This is a genomic window from Stieleria magnilauensis (genome assembly GCA_007753675.1).
In the GTDB taxonomy this organism is placed as follows: Bacteria; Planctomycetota; Planctomycetia; order Pirellulales; family Pirellulaceae; genus Stieleria; species Stieleria magnilauensis.
The window spans coordinates 9,859,831-9,880,087 of the sequence record CP036432.1 but is presented as its reverse complement, the minus strand read 5'-3'; the positions used below and the strand labels follow the sequence as shown (position 1 = coordinate 9,880,087).

General features: G+C 59.7%; 10 protein-coding genes. 4 read left to right on the top strand and 6 right to left on the bottom strand.

Going from position 1 to position 20,257, the window contains the following annotated elements; genetic code table 11:
- Nucleotides 1-147: 147 nt before the first annotated feature.
- From TBK1r_RS39330 to TBK1r_RS35275, 6 genes are all read right to left on the bottom strand, one after another.
- Entirely contained in the window at nt 148-3,627 is a 3,480-nt protein-coding gene (locus TBK1r_RS39330; protein WP_419580705.1) for a sulfatase-like hydrolase/transferase, read from the bottom strand.
- 228 nt (nt 3,628-3,855) lie between these two features.
- Nucleotides 3,856-4,014, bottom strand: a complete 159-nt coding sequence (locus tag TBK1r_RS39325) for a hypothetical protein (protein ID WP_419580704.1) — start codon at nt 4,012-4,014, stop codon at nt 3,856-3,858.
- A 70-nt stretch (nt 4,015-4,084) separates the two neighbouring features.
- Nucleotides 4,085-8,080, bottom strand: a complete 3,996-nt coding sequence (locus tag TBK1r_RS35290; protein WP_145220616.1) for a PVC-type heme-binding CxxCH protein — start codon at nt 8,078-8,080, stop codon at nt 4,085-4,087.
- A 261-nt stretch (nt 8,081-8,341) separates the two neighbouring features.
- A complete protein-coding gene (locus TBK1r_RS35285; protein ID WP_419580133.1) occupies nt 8,342-10,051 on the bottom strand; it encodes an IS1182 family transposase in 1,710 nt (569 codons plus the stop codon).
- Between the two features lie 276 nt (nt 10,052-10,327).
- The gene (locus tag TBK1r_RS35280) at nt 10,328-11,419 is read right to left on the bottom strand and encodes a protein arginine kinase (protein ID WP_372896529.1); all 1,092 of its coding nucleotides are present in this window, start codon (nt 11,417-11,419) and stop codon (nt 10,328-10,330) included.
- Nucleotides 11,416-11,943 carry a UvrB/UvrC motif-containing protein gene (locus TBK1r_RS35275; protein ID WP_095738256.1) on the bottom strand — a complete coding sequence of 176 codons (528 nt, stop codon included), beginning with the start codon at nt 11,941-11,943 and terminating at the stop codon, nt 11,416-11,418. The genes TBK1r_RS35280 and TBK1r_RS35275 overlap by 4 nt, the downstream gene beginning before the upstream one ends.
- Nucleotides 11,944-12,154: 211 nt before the next feature.
- On the opposite strand from TBK1r_RS35275, the gene trpE reads away from it, so the two are divergent.
- The 4 genes from trpE (at nt 12,155) to TBK1r_RS35255 (ending at nt 19,945) form a co-directional block, all read left to right on the top strand.
- Nucleotides 12,155-13,714 (top strand): anthranilate synthase component I, encoded by a 1,560-nt coding sequence (trpE, locus tag TBK1r_RS35270; RefSeq protein ID WP_145220612.1) that lies wholly within the window; start codon nt 12,155-12,157, stop codon nt 13,712-13,714.
- Between the two features lie 95 nt (nt 13,715-13,809).
- A complete protein-coding gene (locus TBK1r_RS35265; RefSeq protein WP_145220610.1) occupies nt 13,810-16,434 on the top strand; it encodes a serine/threonine-protein kinase in 2,625 nt (874 codons plus the stop codon).
- 135 nt (nt 16,435-16,569) lie between these two features.
- Complete coding sequence (deoC, locus tag TBK1r_RS35260; protein WP_145220608.1) at nt 16,570-17,295, top strand: deoxyribose-phosphate aldolase; 726 nt, start codon at nt 16,570-16,572, stop codon at nt 17,293-17,295.
- Between the two features lie 181 nt (nt 17,296-17,476).
- Nucleotides 17,477-19,945, top strand: a complete 2,469-nt coding sequence (locus TBK1r_RS35255; RefSeq protein ID WP_145220606.1) for a PVC-type heme-binding CxxCH protein — start codon at nt 17,477-17,479, stop codon at nt 19,943-19,945.
- Nucleotides 19,946-20,257 lie beyond the last annotated feature (312 nt).

Sequence of the window (20,257 nt, the reverse complement as noted above, 5' to 3'; positions counted from 1 at the left end):
ATGCCCACCGATGGCAGGGCGAACCCACGGATGAAAGGGTGCCAGTAATCCGTGGGGCTGCGCTGCTATCGGTGGTCTCATCGGTGACGCTGTGAAGAAATTAATTCCTCCGTTTTACGATGGGCAGGCCCCAGAGGCAAAACGGGGCTACTCCTGCGTCTTTTTCTGCTGATTGAGAAACTGGTACATGTTGAAGCGTTTGGGGAATGCCACCCCAGTTTCCGTGGCCCAGGATTCCCACATTTGGATCATGTCCTTGCGCAGGACCGGCTTTTGCATTGACAGGTCATTGAGTTCATTGCGGTCTTTGGAGAAGTCATACAGCTCCCACGGTTTTTCGTATTCGCGGACGAGTTTCCATTTGCCCATGCGGACCGCCGCGTTGCCTTCGTGTTCCCAGAACATCGGGTCGAAGTGGATGTCTTGACGTGTGCCGGCCAGCAGTGGCGCCAGCGACTGACCTTCGCACTGCGGGATCTCCTGGGGATAGGAGCCGCCGGCCAGATCGATCACCGTGGTCATGAAGTCTTGCAAGTAGGCTCGTCGGTGCATCAGCGTTCCGCGGTCCTTCTCCGCGATTCCAGCTGGCCAATGGGCGATCATTGGTGTGCAGGCACCGCCTTCGTGCACGTAGTGTTTGTACTTTCGATAGGGCGAATTGCAGGCCCCGGCCCAGTGCAATCCGATGCGAACACCCGCGGTCGTTTCCAGCGGCGGATTCTTGACCATGGCTTCGTCGCCGACGCCAAAGTTGCCGCCTTCTTGACAGGCGCCATTGTCGCTGAGCAAGAAGATCACGGTGTTGTCCAGTTGGTCGATCGCTTTGAGGTGTCCGACCAGTTTGCCGATGTTTTGATCAATCGAATCGACGCAGCCGGCGTAGGCCGCCATGACGGCATCCAAGCGGTCGCGTTGTTTTTCATCCAGGCTGTCCCACGCCGGGCCGGGATGTTCGGCGGGCGTGGTGTCTTGTCGAAGCAGGCCGAGTTCGCGTTGACGCTCGTTTCGCGCCTTCATCATCGCACGCCAACCGTCTTTGTATTTGCCGCGGTACTTTTGGTAGTCTTCACATTTGGCGTTCAGCGGCCAGTGGGGTGCGTTGTAGGCCAGGTACAGAAAAAACGGTGCGTCGCCGGACTCGGTGGCGCCGTCGATGTATTCGATGGCTTTGTCGGTAAAGGTATCGGTGGCGTAGAAACCTTCGGGAACCTCGATCGCTTCGTTGCCTTCGGTCAATCCACGATCGCCGCCGGGTTTGAAGTAGTTGATCGCACCGCTGATGCATCCGTAATACTTGTCGAAACCTCGTTGCAGCGGCCAGCATTCTTTGCGATCGGCCCCCAGATGCCACTTGCCGGTCATCAGCGTGGTGTAGTCGGCCGATTTCAGCACTTCGGCCAGTGTCGTGCAGTTGTCGTTGAGATAGCCTTGGTAGGGTCCTTCAAAGCCGAGCGGTTGTCCGGGAGGTGCGGTCATGTGCCCGATGCCGACCTGGTGTGGTTGCAGCCCCGTGATCAAGCTCGCCCGCGTCGGACAGCATCGGCCTTGGTTGTAGAACTGGGTGAACCGCAATCCGCCGTCGGCCAGTGCGTCGATGTTGGGGGTGTCGATTTCGCCGCCGTAGCAGCCGAGGTCGGAGTATCCCATGTCGTCGACGAGGACGATGATGATGTTCGGCCGCGTCTTGGTCAGCCGGTTTCCGCCGGAGATCAATCCGGCGTCGACGGCGATTTGTTTCAAGTGTCCCGCGGCGATCTTGACGACTTCGCGGTCGTAGGTCATCAATCCGTTGATCTCGCCTTCGACGTCGGTCGTTTGGGTGTAGACGGCACCGGCGACGCCGCGCTGTTTGAGGTCGGCCAGACGGCGGATCGATTCTTTGTAGCGTTCGATGTATTCCTGTTTGGTTTTCGGCAGCCCGCCGTAGCCCCAATTGCGATCGCTCTTGCGCCACAAATGACCGGCAACAGGCCAACCGTGGCCGCCGAATTCGCCCACGATTTTCACGAAGTCGTCATAGCGGTCGTCGTCGACGGGGAAGTTCGGGTGCGGATAAACGTGCTCGTCGGCCATGTCACCGACGGCGAAGAAATTGCCTCCGCTGGCGATGTTGATGTGTCGCGTCGGATCGTAGTCGACGATCCATTGGCCGACTTCCATCGTTCGATGTTGGCCCCATCGCTCGTTGAAGGGCACCCAAGTCACGATGGACGGATGATTGTAAAGGTGATCGACCATCCCCTTCAGTTCGGTCATGAATTGCTGGTGAGCCCAGTCGGGCCAGGTCGCGTCGAGCGGGTCGCCGGATTTCCACGATCGGGGCAAGTTCGCTTTTTCGTGATTCCGATCCAAACGTTGCCACTTCGGCCATTCACCCGATTCGAATCCCGCACCGCCTTCGACCTGGTCCTGCCAGACGAGCATGCCGGCCCGATCGCAGTGGTAGTAGTACCGCCGCGGCTCGACCTTGATGTGCTTGCGGATCATGTTGAAACCGGCCCGTTGCAAGAAGTCGATTTCGAATCGAATGGCTTCGTCGGACGCAGGCGTCAGCAATCCGCCCGGCCACCAGCCTTGATCGAGGGGACCCCAATGGAAGATCTCTTTGCCGTTGAGCGTCAGACGCAGGTCGCCGTTGGCGTCACGTTGTTTCCCCACCGTTCGCAGACCGACGTAGGATCCGACCGAGTCGATCACTCGTCCCGCGTCGTCGAGCAGATCGATCTGCAAGTCGTACAGAAACGGCGATTCGGGCGACCAGAGCTTGGCGTCGTCGATCGAGAGCTGAACTTCGCCGTTGTCCGATGTTGATTGCGCAACCTGTTTCTTCTTGTCTTTTGCGACAACGCGAATCGATTTTGAATCGCCCCGCGTGTTGGCTTGCACGACCACGTTCCCACCGGCGTCGCCGGTGACTTTCAAGTCGACGATGTGCGACGCGGCGACCGGTTCGATCCAAACGGTTTGCCAGATGCCGGAAACCGGCGTGTAGAAGATGCCGCGGTTCTCGACCTTTTGCTTGCCACGCAACTGATACTTGCCCGTCGCATCGGTAGCGTCGACGACTTTGACGATGAGTTCATTTTGTGTGTCTTGCAGGCCGTCTTCCACCAGGAATGAAAACGGCAGGTTCCCGCCGATGTGCTCGCCCAACGATCGACCGTTCAGCGAGACGTTGCAACGATAGTCGACGGCTTCGAAGTGAATCCGAAACGGAGTGGTCTGGTCGCCGGGAAGGACATCGGACCGGTCAAAGGTGGTTCGGTACCAGAGTGTTTCGTCGGCCTTGAGTCGTCGGCCGACACCGGACAAGGGCGATTCGATGGCGAATGGGACGAGGATCTTTCCCGTCCACTGGTTCGGTTGTTCGGCGTCGCTGTTGCTGACGGCGTAGTCCCACAACCCGTTTAGATTGGTCCACTGAGAACGCGTCATTTGCGGACGCGGGTACTGGGCCCAAACGTTGTCCGGTGTGATCTGTTTCGCCCAGCGACTGCTCATCGCGTCTTTGACGGGCGACCAATCGGGCGACGCAGGGTCGGATTGAGCCGTCAAGGACGAGGAATAAACGAGCATCATCGCGACTGCGGTGAGTGCCGACGACACCGATTTCAAACAGCAAAACACGGGGGAATCTCCGGGGGAAAGGTTTTCAGCTATGCCAGCGGGAAGTGTCAGCGAGCGTCGGGGGATCAACGTGTGCTCAACACGCGCTCAACACGCGCCACTGGCTGACGCCACGTGCTGGGATTGATCCAATTTCTCGTATTCTGTGAGGTGAACTCTAGAGGGCGTCGTCGTTCGATTTGTCTTTCTCTTCTTGGGTATCGGTCCGACCTCGTTGACGCACCTGCGTTACGGTGTGGCCAGTGCGTTGACTTCCGCGGGGGACTCCGCGGCCAGATCGGTTTGCTCGGTGTGATCCGACGTCAGATCCAATAACTCCCAGGGGCCGCGAATGCCATCCAGGACAGGATCATCGACGTTCCATGTTAGACCAGTCCGGAACGCCAATGGCCGGGAATTCCATGTGTTTGGAACATCCCGAATGAGTTTGACGCAGGATCATAAGAGCGGGATCGGCTCACTTCGTCGAATCCGCCGAACCGTGGTGATGGTGGTGATCGATGTGGTCGGGCAACCGGTAGCCGCCGGACTGGACGTAGGCGTGCAGATCGAGGATTTCGTCTTTGGTCAACACGTCCAGCAATCCTGCGGGCATCGGTGACACCTTGGACGCCGAGCGGATTTCGATGTCGCGTTTGCGGACTTCGGTCAACGAGTTGGGCGTGAGCAGATTGGTGGCCACCTGGAACGTCGTCTCGTCCTCGCTGGCGACGACACCGGTGACGATGCGTCCGTCCGTTAGCAGAAACCGCGACGTTTGATAGTCTTCGTGGATCTTGGACGAGGGCTCGATCATTTGCCGCAGCAACTCGACGCCCTTGAGTTTCTTCACGGACTCTTCCAGTTTGGGGCCCAGGTCCACACCGTGACCGGCGACGACATGGCATTGATTGCAGTTGGCTTTGACGAACGCCATCATCCCGCGCGAGCGAGCTTGGGGATCGTCCTGGCGAGCCGCGTTGTCGAAGTCGGCAAAGTCATCCATCGTCCATTGCTTGATGATCTTGGGCTTGCTGCCGGCCAACAGTCGCTCTGCACTGGCGGCGTCCTCGGCGACGACCAGCACCCCGTTCATCACCACCCAGTGCCCCGGGAACGTGCAAACATAGGGATAGATTCCCGGCTCGGTCGGCGCGCGAAATCGCAACACATCGACCAACGACGAACGGGTCGGTCCGATCATCGGCGTGGCGTGCAGAATCAGATCGCTCTTTTCGCGCGGGATGAAATCCGATTTGGCGTTGCGCGGGTCTTTGGCCATTTCGTTGGCCGCCATCCCGACTTCCGCCAGCGCCCCCGGTTTAACGATCACCAAGTTGTGGTCGGTCGCATCGGGGTTGGTGAACACGATCTTGACCGGTTGTCCCGGTGTGGCCGTGATGCGGGTCACGGAGAACAACATCTTTTCCGGGATGGCGGAAATTTGGACGACGTTGACGTTCTTTTGGGAATCGAACTGTGCGTCGGTGGCTCCCGGTGTGGGCTCTTTGATCGTGCTGTCCTTGGCAGCTTGCCGGAGGCGCAGCGCGATGCCCCAGCGATCGTCGTTTTCCCAGTGCGGGCGCAGTGTTCTGGAACCCAGGGCGCAGGTGATCGCGTATTGCAGGTGTCCGTCGCGGGGGTGGTTGAACACATCCAGGACCGCTTCCAATGCCGCTTGTGTGCCGACATAGGTTGCCGCGATCACGGCTTGCATGCGGACGATGCCGTTGGCGTCGTTGGCGCTGCGGTTGAGCCGTTCGATGGCGTCGTCCATGTAGGGATGCCAATAACGCAGCTGTTTAGTGGCCGCGGCGCGGGCATGCGAATCGTCGCAGGACAGCAATTGCCGCAGTGTGGCGGTCGCGAGGGCAAGGCTGGGCAGGTGATCGGTCCGTTCACCCGCACCTGTTGGAACCTGTGACGGACGTGGGGATGCAACGTTTCCGATCGGCGGGTTGATGCTGTCGGGCAAGTCGACCAAGCCGATCGTTCGGTAGGTCCAAATCGCTTCGATCTGGTGGTGCCGAAAGCGTGGGTCGGATGAATCAAGGTTCACGAGAAAGTCGTCGAGCTTGCGCAGCACTTCGTCGCGGTCACGTTCACGCAGCTCACGTTTGGCCCAATCGCGGACGCGGTACTCGGGTCGTTTGAGCAATTGCAGCAGCTCGCCGACCGATGCGTCCGCGATTTTTGCAGGTTCTTGTAGCGGGATCCCCTTGGCGGTGATCCTCCAGATCCGTCCGGAATCTCGGTCGCGGCGTGGATCGCGGAGCGAATACTGCGCGTGGCCTTTGATCGGGTTGTACCAGTCGCAGACATACAGCGCGCCACGTGGTCCCCATTGCAAGTCGACGGGGATGAAGCTCAGGTTCTTGCTGAACAACAGGTCTCCGACGTACTCCTCGTTGTACCCGAATTCGCCTTCGACCCATTTGTGAATCTCGACGCGGTTGGTCGGTTTGTAGCGGACCTTAATGAACCCGCCTTGCAATTCGGCAGGGAACGTCGGGAAGTCGATCATGTGGTGACCGCACACGCCCGAGTAGGCTTGCAGCCCCGTCGGTTTGGGGTGTTGCGCGGGGTAGGGCGGGTCGAGTGAATGAAAGGCTTCGGCGTAGACGGGGTGACTGGCCATGTGTTGCCCCCAGTCGTCGAAGGTCACGCCCCAGGGGTTGGTGCTGTGGTAGCTTCCGAATCCGACCAGCCGCTGCGTCCGGGGCTGAAATCGAAACCAGCCGCTGTTCTGTTGTCGGACCGGTCCGTATGGCGTCTCGACTTGCGAATGATGAAAGATCGATTCGCGAAAGATCAGGTCTCCGTCAGGCGTCCAGGTGAAATCGTGCAACGAATGGTGTGAGTCTTCGGTTCCAAAACCCGTCAACACGACTTCGTGCACGTCGGCTCGGTCATCGCCGTCGGTATCTTTCAAGAAACTCAGGTTGGGTTGCTCGGACACATAGACGCCGCCGTCACCGAACTCGAACGACAGCGGCACGTGCAGGTCATCGGCGAAAACGGTTGACTTGTCGGCCCGGCCGTCCCCGTCGCTGTCTTCCAAGATGACCAGTTTGTCGTTGGGTTCCTTGCCGGGATAGACGTGCGGGTACGTCGTCGAACAACTGACCCATAGGCGACCGCGGGAATCCCAACGCATTTGGATCGGGTTGGCGATCTCAGGGAATTGTTCTTCACCGGCGAACAAGTTGACTTCAAATCGCGGGTCCATCTGAAACGCCTGTTGTTCGTCGGCGGCAGTCATCCAAACATTCGCCCCGCGACTTTGCTTGGTTTCCGGCATCGGGGGCAAATTGCTGTCGTCGATTTCGGTTGACCGTGTCTTTCCGGCGGCGAGTTCCCAGATCTTCGCGTCACGATTGGCGGTCATCAAATCAAAATTTCGCATCGCCGGCAGAAAGTCCAGATAGCCGTACGCCTTGCTGCGTCCGCCGGTGTAGTAGAACGTGTTGAGCGGTCGAAACCGTCGGAAGAATTGCCGGTTCTTGTCCGCGATGACTTGGAGCAACTCGGGTTTGACGTCGGGAGCGTCGCGGCGAAACAGTTTTTCAAACAAGGTCTTTGAAAAGAACCGGTCGCCGTCTTGATTGAGATGGATGCCGTTGATCGTGTGGTCCGACCCCAGGCTCTCGAATTGCCGGCGTGTCTCGTCAAAGACGTCGGCGAACCCCACACCTTGCTCGGCCGCGACGTCTCGCATCACCTTGACGTATTTCCCAATGGTGTCGTTGTTGAGATCCGCGGCCGGAATGTTTGGCAGGTTTTCATTGGCGATGGGGGAAACCAGGACCAGCCGCGGTGCGGAGTGGCCATTGAAGGCTTTGGTTTTTAGTTCGGTGAGGTAGCGACCGAGTGCATCACGGAACCGGTCCAATCCGGCGTCCCCGGCAAACGACTCGTTGAACCCATAAGCGGCGAAGATGACATCCACTCGTTCGTGGTGCAGGTGTTGCAGCGTATCGGCAAAGTTATCGGGTCGGGGTTGAAGGTCGATCTCGTCGGCCGTCCAGGCCAGATGGCGCACGGTCAATTGGTGATCGGGGAACGATTGTTGGATCATCGCTTCCAGATGCCCGAATTCGCCGGACCGTTCCAGCAAGGCGTTGCCGATCAGTGCGATGCGATCATTCGGTCGCAGCGTCAGGGGCAACGTGGTCACGATCGGATCGGTCGATTCCGCGCGGGGTGCCGTTTTTTCGTAGATGCCGAACTGGGCCAGGGCGGGATCCTGGGGCGGATCCGGCAGTCCGGTGTCGGTGTTTTTGGCGTCTTTGACGGCAGGCTTGCGGGGCGGCTTTTTCGCTTTTCGCGTCGCGGCGTCATCAGCCTGGGCGACACTGATGGTGGCCAAGGCAAACGCGCAGAGCGTGATGAGGCGTAGTTGGCCGAGCAGGCGGCGTCGAAGCCTGGATGCGGCGTCGTGTCGGGCAGCGGCGTGGGGAGAAGATGGATTCATCAGATCAGGGCATCGATGGAGGGAACAGGGTGAGCCCCCATCATAAACGCTCGCGATGTGCCGCAAACAAAGAACCGAACGTGTTAGCGGAACGGCGCGAGCGGCCTGTCGATTTAGTTCCTGGGGACGGTTGATTCGATTTTGGTTCCGGACGAGGCTTTTATGGTGCTATGCGGGGCATCCAGAGTCGTTGGTAAGCGTGTTGACGGGATCGTGGCGTTCGCTTGTGGCGGATTTCGTTCGAAATGCCCCCTATCTCCCCTAGTTTGCTGTTCCGAGCGATTGTGTCGCCGCGGCGGCGCGCAGCTTCGCCAAGTAACTCATGATTTTCTTCAGATTGAATCCGGTCGCCGCCCAGCGCCATTCTTGATTCACACCTGCGATACCTCGAAGCAGGAATCGCCGCATATCAAGCGTGCTCTTGATCACGGCGAAAGGCGTTTCACCGAAATGCTGACGACGAGAGTAAGCCTCTTTGGCTGCAGGCGTTTCCATTCGCGCACGCTGCCGACGTCGCGCTCCTTCATGCTCATCATGCATCGTCTCGCGACCACGTGGCGGGCCAGGCTTGCGACCACGTCGCTTGCCCGCTCGCTTGTCCGACGAGGTCGCTTCGCTGGACTCCTGGGACGATGCCTCGCTGCTGCTTGCCTCGTCTTTTGGCTTCACGTTCTTGCGACAACGCCCAGCCAGCGTGCAGCCCTCGCATTCAAAACAGGTGTAAACCTTTCGCTGCACCGGAGAGCCGTCGCCATGCGTCGTGTTCTCGGTCGTCCGATGTGAAAGCACTTTGCCTGCCGGGCAGTAATAGCAGTCGTTCGCTTCGTCGTACACAAACGCTGCTTTGTCAAATCGTTTGGTTTGTGGATTAACCGGCAACTGATCAATCTGATCGGCGGCAACGGGCTCAGTCAAATCCGAACGCTCGGCAGGGTTGTTCTCGCGATTGGTTTCGGCAAGCGGGCCAATCAGTTCGATCTGTTTTTCCTCAGCCGCAGTGAGGTTTTTGCCCGTCGTGTAAGCCGAGTCAGCCATGACTCGCTTAATGTCAATTCCAAAGTCGTTGGCCACACAGTCGACGATGGTGGCAAATTCGTGGTGTTCGACGTTGCCGATCAAGACGTCCGCCGCAACGATCAGGCCGCTCTGCGTTTCGGTCGTCGCCATCGGAGTAAAGTTGGCTGCGTAACCACCCTCCTTATTGGGAAGAATGCGACTGTCCGTGTCAGTCTTGGGTAACTGGGCGGGGCCCTTCGTCCCATTTTTCCTGCGGACTTCGTCCATCGCATTGACCGTCTCCAGATGAGCGGCCAGTTGTGAGCGGCGTGACTTCAAGTTGGCGACGGCGGCGGGGAGGCGGTCCGCCGAAACGTCCTGGCCGATGAGATCTTCGTCGCATGCGTCGTTGACTTCGAAGGTTTCCAGGGCCTCATCAATTTGCGCGTCAAGTTCTTCGAGTGCTTTGGCTAATCGTTTGGCCGTCCAAGTCTTGTATTTGTTGGCGTCAGCCAGGATGCGTGTGCCGTCGATGCACAGTTCCGAGAGATTGGCGATCCCCAGGTTGATCGCCAGCTTGACCATTTGTTTGAAGATGCCTTTGACTGCATCACTATTGTTTCGGCGGAAGTCGCTGATCGTGCTGTGATCGATGCGGCGACCGCTGCTAAGCCAGATAAAATCGATCGAATGCTTGAGTTCGTATTCAATGTTCCGGCTGGATCGGATTCGCCGAATCATGGCAAACAGCAGGATCTTTGCCATTACGCTGGGATGGATCGGCGGCTGACCGAATCCGCCGTTGTAGGCCGCCTCCCAATCAGTCCAGTCCATCTGATCGAGAATCTCGTCGACCAAGCGAACGGGATGATCCTGAGGGATGAGTTCCTCCAGGGCGGTGGGAATGAGGACCAGTTGCCCGCGTGGTGTAGGAGCTTCCTGCCAATAGCTGGTCTTGGGTTGTCTCTGGCTCACTGGGCAAGCCTCCCTGCGTGAGAAGTGAATCGCGACGACGATCCGCCAAGAATAGCAAACATCGTGACGATGCCTACTAAGCCACCTCCCCTCGTTTTGTGGATACACTAAACCGACAGGCCGCGAGCCGTCCGGTGTCGGCGCTAGAATACGCGCTGACGGATCGGAGGGCTCGCGCCCTACCGCTAAAAAGCGCTTCACAGCGTTGCTGTTCGGGGGCATGCATGAGCGATAGCCAGACGGCATGCACAGCATGCCCTACTGGTCCACCCGCGGCTAATTCCAGGTGGCGTCGTCTTTGCCGGCCAGGTGGTGTTGCAGGAAACTGGCGCGGCGGGCGTGACGTTCGGCGGTGCCGAGGGCGCGGCCTTGCAATTTTTGCAGGTGCGCCGATTGAGTTTGCAAAAACAGCTGATTGATGACCTTGACGTCCGGCTGTTCGATCAGCCCCATGCTGATCCCGAGTCGGATCTTGGACAGGTGATGCATCGTTTCTTCACTGCTGATCTTGCGCGCCGTGCTCAGGATGCCCATCGCCCGGCTGACTTCGTCGTGCAAGTCATCGCGGTTGTTCTTCAGCAACGCCTGACGCGCCTTGCGTTCATATTCGATGATCCGCGGTGCGACCTCGTCTCCGACCAAGGCCAGCAAGTCGGCTTCGCTGTGGCCGAGCGTGACTTGGTTGCTGACTTGGTAGAAGTCACCGGTGTACTGGGATCCTTCCCCGTAGAGACCGCGGACGGTGACGTTGATCCGTTGCATGCTGCGGAAGACACGGTCCATCTGTTCGGTGATGACCAGTGCCGGCAGGTGCAACATCACGCTGACTCGCAATCCCGTGCCGACGTTGGTCGGGCAGGCGGTCAGGTAACCGTAGCGTGGATGGAACGCGTACAAGATGACTTCTTCGAGCATGTCATCGATGCGGTTGACCTGCTCCCAGGTGTTTTTGATGTCCAAGCCACTTTTCATGACTTGGATACGCAAGTGGTCTTCTTCGTTGACCATCACGCTGTAGCCTTCGGTCGCATCAAAGGCGACGGCCCGCGACCCGTCGGACTCGGCGATTTCGCGGCTGATCAGTTGCCGTTCGACCAGCAGTTGACGATCGATTTCCGAGAGCGGTTCCAGGTCGACGTAGTGGGCGGATTTCCAATGGCTGTCGGTCAGACTTTCCATGCGGGCACGGACGGTCCGTTCGATGCTCAATCGATCTTCGTCGCTACAACGACGGATGAATGGAAAATCGGCCAGGTTGCGAGCCAATCGAATCCGGGTGCTGATCACGATATCCGATTCTGGCCCTTCACCACGCATCCATTCGCCGCTGTACCGGGCCAGTTCGTCAAAGTCCGCGTCACGTTTCACGATTGGGTATCCGAGGGGGTCGATGGTGGGGCGATCGGGTCTTCCATCGCTTTGATTTCGTCGCGGATTTCCGATGCCCGCTCATAGTCTTCGCGTTCAATGGCTTCTTCCATTTCGCGCCGCAGTCCGATCATTTTTGCCAACGAGTCGGCCGTTCCCGCCGAGCGGGTGGGTTTTTTGCCCACATGTTCGGTCTTGTCGTGGACATTGACCAGCAGCGGGCGCAAATCGGATTCGAAGTGGGTGTAATCGTAGGGGCAACCGAGTCGGCCGCTGTTGCGAAATTCGAAAAAGCTGATGCCACAAACGGGACACTCCTTCTGATCCAGCTCTTCGAGCACGTCGCCGGATTGACCGAGTTGTTTGGCCAGGGCCGACGCGATCGCGGTCATCGGCGGGCTGGCTTCCTTGTTGAGGAACCCCTTGGCATGCTCTTCGCACAAGTGCATGACCTGCGGGCCAACCGGTTCGGTCAATTCGGTGATGTGGAAGGTGGCCGGTTTTTCACAGAATTGGCACTTCATGATCAATCCGAGTTGTGATGGGAGGACCGGGCCGGAAAAAAGAAGACATGCAGGGTGTGACGGCGAGCCGACACGGGTAGCGACGGCGGGCTGCTTGATCGATTCTATCGCTCGTGAGAGGCAAAACCAACCCGGTCCCCTACACGACTGGCGTTTCGGTGACGACACTAACGGCAACCGCTCTCGTCCATTCATGAAATTCGCTCCGTCCATGCACCACCCCACCCCCGACGAATTTGCAGCCCTGGCCATCGAGCACGACTTTGTCCCGGTGTATCGCCGCTTATTGAGTGATGCGTTGACGCCGGTGACAGCCTTCGGGCGGCTGGATCGATCCGCCGACGGCACGTCCGTGGCGGCCGGCGGCGCCTGTTTGTTCGAAAGCGTTATCGGCGGCGAAAAAGTGGGCCGCTACAGCTTTTTGGCCGCCGAGCCCTCGCTGCGTTTCTCGGCCACGCGAAACCAGGTCACCGTGACCGATTTGACCGGTCAGCGGGAGACGGAAACCTTCACCGATCCCGACCCGCTGAACGCCTTCCGAGTGCACTTTCAAAAATCGGTTGCCGAGATCGACGAACTGCCACCTTTTGTCGGTGGCGCGATCGGCTATGCGGGGTATGACGTGGTGCGTTACGTGGAACACCTGCCCAACGCGCCCACGGATGATCGCGGCTTGCCCGATTTGGATTTCGCGTTCTACCACACGCTGTGCGTCTTTGATCACGTCGACAAAACGGTCACGGTCGTTTCCTTGGCCGATTGTCGTGAGGTCAAAAACTGTGACGACGCCGCGGGAGCCTTCGCCAAAGCGGCCTCGGACGTCGACGACACGATCGAAAAACTGTCCGAGACCACGGGGGGGCGGGAGATTCGGACCGCCGCCTGGGACGAGACGGTTTGGCGCGAAGCGGCTCAAAATGAGCCGTTGGAAATCTCGTCCAACTTCACCCGTGAATCGTTCGGTCAGGCGGTCCGCGAGTGCGTCGAATACATTCGTGCCGGCGATATCTTTCAAGTCGTCCCCAGCCAGCGGATGGCCGTGAAAACCGACGTCGATCCGCTGGAGATCTATCGTTCGTTGCGGGTCGTCAATCCCAGCCCGTTCATGTTTTACCTGCGGACCCCCGAGACCGTTCTGGTGGGGTGTTCGCCGGAAATCATGTGCCGTGTCGAAGATTCGATCGTCACCGTCCGGCCGTTGGCGGGTACCCGCAAACGGGGACAGACCGAAAAAGAGGACAAGGCGCTCGAGCAGGAATTGCTGGCCGATCCCAAGGAACGCGCCGAACATGTGATGTTGGTCGACCTGGGACGCAACGACGTCGGCCGCGTGGCCCAGTTCGGCAGCATTGAATTGACCGAAGTGATGGTCGTCGAACGCTACAGCCACGTGATGCACATCAGCAGCGAGGTTCAAGGAAAGCTGCGTGAAGGGTTGGACGCCTTTGACGCACTCAAGGCCGCACTGCCGGCCGGCACGGTCTCGGGTGCCCCCAAGGTCCGCGCGATGGAAGTCATCGATTCGATCGAACCGCATCGCCGCGGCCCCTACGGCGGCGCCGTCGGCTGGATCGACTATCGAGGCAACATGGATACCTGTATCGCCCTGCGAACCATGGTCGTCAAAGACGAGACGGTGTACGTGCAAGCCGGGTGCGGCGTCGTTGCCGACAGCGATCCCGATGCCGAGTACGAGGAAACGATCAACAAGGCGCGGGCGCTGATCACGGCCATCGAATTGACGGTGCAGCGTCTGCGGGCGGGGCAGTGACTTCGGCGGGGCAGTGATCCCGGCTTTCGCGTTGGGATCAGCTATGATGGTTGGGAGCTGTTTTTCCCGAACCACTCCAACGTCGTCGTTTGTCCTTGATCCAGATCGAATGCCCACACTGTTCTGCAAGGCTGCAGCTGGGAGATCCCAAGCCGGGCCGCTACCAGCCGACGTGCAAGAAGTGCGCGGCGACCTTTCTGATCCAGGTCAGTGACGATGATCCGCCTCGGGTGCGGGTCGGCAAAGCGAAACAGGCGACCCGGCCGCCCTCCGGCGCGGCCACGCGGACCAAGGCTGCGGTCGAGCAAACCGTGGATCAGACCTTGGACCAGGACAGCAGTCCCGCGGCGTCGTCACGGAAGTCTTCTCCGCCGCCGAACGTTTCCGCCGGGTCGGGAAATCGCCCCGCCGCGACTTCCGACCCGGATGGTGACGCCGTCGAGGACCGTTCCGATGACGGCAGCGACGAGGCAGTCAACGCAGGGCCATCGCGACTGGGCGGCTATCGAATCGTTCGCCTGCTCGGCCGCGGGGCGATGGGCGCGGTCTATCAAGCCAAACAGGTGTCGCTCGATCGTGACGTCGCACTGAAAACCATTCGCACCCGGCTGGCCGAGAACCCGGCGTCGCTGGCACGCTTCACCCGCGAAGCCTACGCGGCGGCTCAGCTGTCGCATCACAACGTCGTCCAGATCTATGATTTCGGTGAAGACGACGGGCAGCTGTTTTTTTCGATGGAATGGATTCGTGGCGGATCGCTCGGCGATCTGGTTCGCGACAAGGGAAGCTTGGAACCGAAACGGGCGGCGACCTACATCTTGCAGGCCGCGCGGGGATTGCAGTTCGCCCATCGAAGCGGGATGGTGCATCGCGATGTCAAACCGGCCAATCTATTGCTCAGCGACGACGGCGTCGTCAAGGTTGCCGATCTAGGACTGGTCAAAGTCCCCGACCAGATCGAACCTGAATCGTCTGATGAAGGCCTCTCCTACAGCGGTCTGCAAAGTGGCACGCAAGTAACAATGCAAGGCACCGCGATCGGAACGCCGGCTTACATGGCGCCTGAACAAGGTGCCGATGCGACGGCGGTCGATCATCGCGCCGACATCTACTCGCTCGGGTGCAGCCTGTTTTATCTCTTGGCCGGCCGTTCGCCTTACTCGGGAACACAGGTCTCTGAAGTGATCGAGCAGCATGCGCGATCCCCGTTACCGGATCTGGCCGAAATCAACAGCCGCGTTCCCGAACCGCTCTGTCAGATCGTTGCCAAAGCAATGGCCAAGCGACCGAGCGATCGATACGGATCACTGGCGGAGATGATCGATGCGTTGCAATCGTTCTTGGGCATCGAGTCGTTGATGGGGTTTTCGCCCTCGAGCGACCAGGCCGATCGTTGGGAGTCGATCGCCGCGGCCTACGCAAAAACGCAGGTCGTCAAACAGCTTTCTGGAAAGCTGTTCGTCGCCCTGGCAGCGGTCTCGATCTTGCTGACCATCGTTTTGCCGTTCTGGTACTGGCGGGCGATTCTGTTGGGGCCGATGTTGCTGGCGACCGCTTGCATCGTGGCGATCGTGTTGGCGACGACGATGGGGCAGGTTGCGATTGCGAATCACGTGCGGCGTTGGGTCGGATCGCTTTCGTGGATCGAGATCGGCGCCGCTTCGTTGGCGTCACTCGTCGCGCTCGCGGTCGTGCTGGTGAGCGGTTTGTGGATTGGTGCCTTGTTGGGAGTCGTGCTCGGGGCGGCGGTAGGAACCGGCTATCACTTTGCCGTGACCGTGACGGCGGCAAAATCAGGCCAGCCACCACTCGACGATGCCCGGCGGTTTGTCCGCGACTTGCGAATCGAAGGCGCCGATGAAGAAGGCTTACGCGATTTCCTGGCACGGTATGCGGGCAAGGGCTGGCAAGCCATCTATGAGGCGCTGTTCGGTTACGACGCGTTGGTGGAGAAACGTCGACGGTTGTCACCCGACGTCTCGTTCACCGGACCGGTCGGCGAAGGATCGCTACGCGACCGGTTGTGTGCCGCCCTGGATCGCAAGATCGATGCCAGGCGTGAGGCGGTCGACCGCCGTAAACTGGCCGAGCTGGAACAGCGGTCACTGATCAGCCAAGGCGTCAGTGCCGCCGAAGCTCGTGAGCAGGGTTGGGAAATGGCGTCGGCGATCATGGAATCGGCGCGGCAAGCGGCGGAGTCGTTTGGCAAGGATGAAAAGGTGATCGCCGAAGCCAAACGGAAACGGATCAAAGCGATGTTGGCCGACGCCCGCAGCGGCCGGTACAAACGCCCGCGTGATCGATTCGCGGCACTGAAGTTCGCGTTCTCCGGTGTCTCGCGTTTACTGGTCGGATGTTTATTGCTGGCGGTGTTTGCCTTCGCCGCGCAGAGCGAAGAAGGCTTAGCTTCGGAAGTGGCCCAAACCGTGGGACGCGGACAATTGGATGGGGAAACCCTTCCGCTCGATGCGACGACCGACGCACTGGGAATCACCGTCAGCCTGTGGTCGGTCGGCATCGCGGGGATGTTGCTGTGCCTGTCGGCGTTTGTGTCCGGATGGAGGATGACGCCGTTTGCGGTTGCCGCGACGATTGTGATTTTGTTCGGTGCCAAACTGGGGCTGCCGGGTGTCGGTCCGGCGCCCGCATGGATGGTGGCCGCGGCGGTCGGGCTGGTGATCTATTTGCCCGGAGTGTTGTACGGCGAGTCGAAGTCGTAGGCCGGATGTCGCCGGATGGGCTGGGTGCTGTCGGTCAGCCGTCGGCATGCACAGCATGCCCTACGTGGCGGAACGTAAATTCATTATGTTCATCGAAATCCACTCAAACCACTCTCACTCCGCGGAGAATTGCAGATGGCAGAATTTGAATACCAAGACGTTGCCAAAATGATTGACCATTCGTTGCTCAATCCCACGCTCACCACCGATGACTTGGAAGCCGGCATCCGGCTGGCGCTCGCCTATGATGTCGCAAGTGTCTGTATCATGCCGTACTACATGAAGACCTGTGCCGAACGGCTGGCCTGCAGCACGGTCAAGGCGTCGACGACAATCGGGTTTCCCCACGGCGGACACACGACGCCGATCAAGCGTGCCGAAGCGGAACAAGCCATCGCCGATGGCTGCGAAGAATTGGACATGGTGGTCAATATTTCCAAGGTCCTCAGCGGTGATTGGGACTACGTGCGAAACGAGATTGCCGAGATCGTGGAGATCGCGCACGCCGCCGGACAGAAGGTGAAGGTGATCTTCGAAAACTCTTATCTCAACGACGAGCAAAAAATCCGCCTGTGTGAAATTTGCACCGAGGTGAACGCCGACTGGGTCAAGACATCCACCGGTTACGGCAGCGGCGGCGCGACGCAAGAGGACTTGAAACTGATGCGCGAGCATTCCGGCGACCAGGTGCAAGTCAAAGCGGCCGGTGGCGTCCGTGATCTGGATACCCTGCTGGCCGTCCGCGCAATCGGGGTGACGCGTTGTGGTGCCAGCCGAACCGCCGAAATCCTCGGTGAAGCCCGCAAGCGATTGGGCTTGCCCGAGATCGAAGCCACCGCGTCGGACAACTCGGGATATTAGCAGCCAAGAGGATCCTGGGGCGGCGGAACCATCGCAAAGGCTCGGTTCGCTAGCCCCGGGCTATGGAGATGCAGGCCCTCCCGGTGAAGCGAGTCTCCAGCCGGATGCGCTCCGGCGAGAACCGGCTGATAGAATAGGGCGGTCGTTGATCCCGCCGCATTCGTCCAGCCCTCGCAATCTTATGTACCGCTGCTTTGCACTGCTTCTCGCCTGCTTCACCGTTTCCGTTGCCGCTGCCGTCGAGCCGCCGCGGTTGCTGGATCCCGATCTGCAGATTGAACTGATCGCGTCCGAACCGGATCTGGTGACTCCGACCGGTTGTTGCTTCGATGACGACGGCTCGCTGCTGGTGATCGAGTGTCACACGCACTTTCCGCCGGACGATTACGTCGGTCCCAAAACCGATCGCATCTACCGGTTTGATGACAGTGATGGCGATGGGGTGCTGGATCGACAATCGCTGTTCTACGAAGGTGGGATCGCGACGATGAACATCGTCAACCTGGGCGACGGATCGTTTGCCGTTGCGACGCGGAGCGACGTCGTGCGGCTGCGGGATACCGATGGGGACAAGGTGGCCGATGAACGCACCGTCTTGTTGTCCCACAACACCGCCGCGGTGTATCCCCACAACGGACTGGCCGGATTGACGCTGGGGCCGGACGGTTGGCTGTACGTCGGGCAAGGTGAAAATTTTGGCGAGCCCTATGAGTTGGTCGGAACGGACGGATCCAAACAGATCGGCGGCGGGGAAGGCGGTAACGTGTTCCGTTGCAAGACGGACGGCAGCGATGTTCAGCGTGTGGCTACCGGATTCTGGAATCCCTTCGGTTTGTGCTTCGATTCCGCACGGCGACTTTGGGGCGTCGGAAACGATCCCGACGCGATGCCGCCGAATCGTTTGATGCACATCGTCCCCGGCGGTGATTATGGATTTCAGTTTCGATTTGGCCGAGCCGGCGTTCATCCGCTGCAGGCCTGGGACGGTGAATTTCCAGGCACCTTGCCGATGACGGCCGGGACCGGTGAGGCCGCGTGTGCCGTCGCCGTGCACGGGCAACACCTGTGGGTGACCAGTTGGGGCGACAATCGCATCGAACGCCACAGCCTGGTCCAACGCGGTGCGACGTGGGGGACCACCGTCGAGACGGTCGTCCAAGGGGATGCCAATTTTCGTCCGGTCGCGATGGCGGTCGCCGCTGACGGCGCAGTCTACGTGACCGACTGGGTGGATCGAAGTTATCCGGTTCACCGAAAAGGACGTTTGTGGCGGGTGGTCCAGAAAACGGCCGAAGCAAGCGCGACCGACGACGACGTGCCTGCACTGACCGCCCCCGAGAAACACGCCAACGTATTACGTGAAGACGGCTCGCTCGCAATCGATCGCAGATTGCAGGGGCTCGACAGCACCGATCCGTTTGTCCGTCAGGCTGCCACGTTCGGGCTGGTGCAAACGGACCAATTGATGTCGCTGGGACGTGAGCAGGCGACGACCGCCGACCAGCGTGTCGGGTTGCTGACCGCGTGGCGCTGGAAGGAAATGGTCGACCCGAGCTGTCTGTCCGCTGATGAACGTCGCGTTCTGATTGAGTGGGGATTGGGGGATCAGTCCGAAGCCGTGCGGTTGGCGGCGATTCGCTGGGCAACCGAACGCGACTGCAAGGATCAACTTGCGGCGATCAAAGGTTTGCTGCAACGCCCCGAGATCTCGCCGCGTCTGTTTTCAGCCGTGATCGCATCAATTGCGTATTTGGAAACCGGTTCGGCGTCGGGACGAAGTCGTGATCCGGCGATCGAAAAACTGTTGATCGAATTTGCCGGCAATTCAGCCGCGTCGCCCAAGTTACGCGCGATGGCGATCCGGCGCATCCCCGAACTCTCCGAGACGCCGACCGACCAACAGCTTCGCCAATGGCTCGACGATCAGCCCGACCGTGATTTTGCCAAGGAAGTCGTCGGCCTGTTAGCCGCCCGCGGTGGCAAGGCAGCATTGGATCAACTCGCCGCGATTGCCGCTGACGAACGATTCGACTTGCAAACCAGAGCCGACGCGTTGGCGGGGTTGTCACGCAACGCCGATGCGTACGCCACGCTGATCAATCGTGCTTCGCTGCCCAAACAGCCCGACACGTTGCGGGTGGAGGCACGGCGCATGCAGAAGCGGAATTGGGGGGCCGACGAATCACGTCCGGACAAAGATGACGTGGAGGCGTGGATGACGTTGATCGCCGACCCAGGCGATGTCGATGCGGGACGTCGCGTCTTTTTTCGCACCACGTGCGTGAACTGTCATCGGCACAGTGGGCGCGGTGCCCAGACCGGGCCCGACTTGACCACGTTATCGGGCAACTTGACGAAAAAACGCGTGTTGGATTCCATCCTGCATCCCAGCAAAGAAGTCGGGCCGCTGTATGTGCCCTGGAAGATCTTGACGACCGATGGGAACGTGTTGACAGGGTTGAAATTGGATCGTGCCGGAGCCGGCAATAGCATGCGGTTTCAAGGTGCCGACGGAGAGGTTTTTGAAGTGCCCCTGGCCGAGGTTCAGCAGCAAGAACCGGTCGATCAATCGATCATGCCGACCGGATTGGAGGGCACGATGAGCCTCGGCGAACTCCGCGATTTGATCGCGTTTTTGATCGGCGAGTGAGCATTGTGCGGGATGCGTCTGAAGGCCGGGTACCAGAGAACGCTGGTGTGCAGGCTTTAGCCGCCCGTTTCGCTGCTTCGCAGCGAGTGGGATGCGCCTAAAGGCTGGACACCAACGAGTGCTGGTGTGCAGGCTTTAGCCGCTCGTTTCGCTGCTTCGCAGCGAGCGGGATGCGCCTGAAGGCTGGACACCAACATGCGCTGGTGTGCAGGCTTTAGCCGCTCGTTTCGCTGCTTCGCAGCGAGCGGGATGCGCCTGAAGGCTGGACACCAACATGCGCTGGTGTGCAGGCTTTAGCCGCCCGTCTTGCTG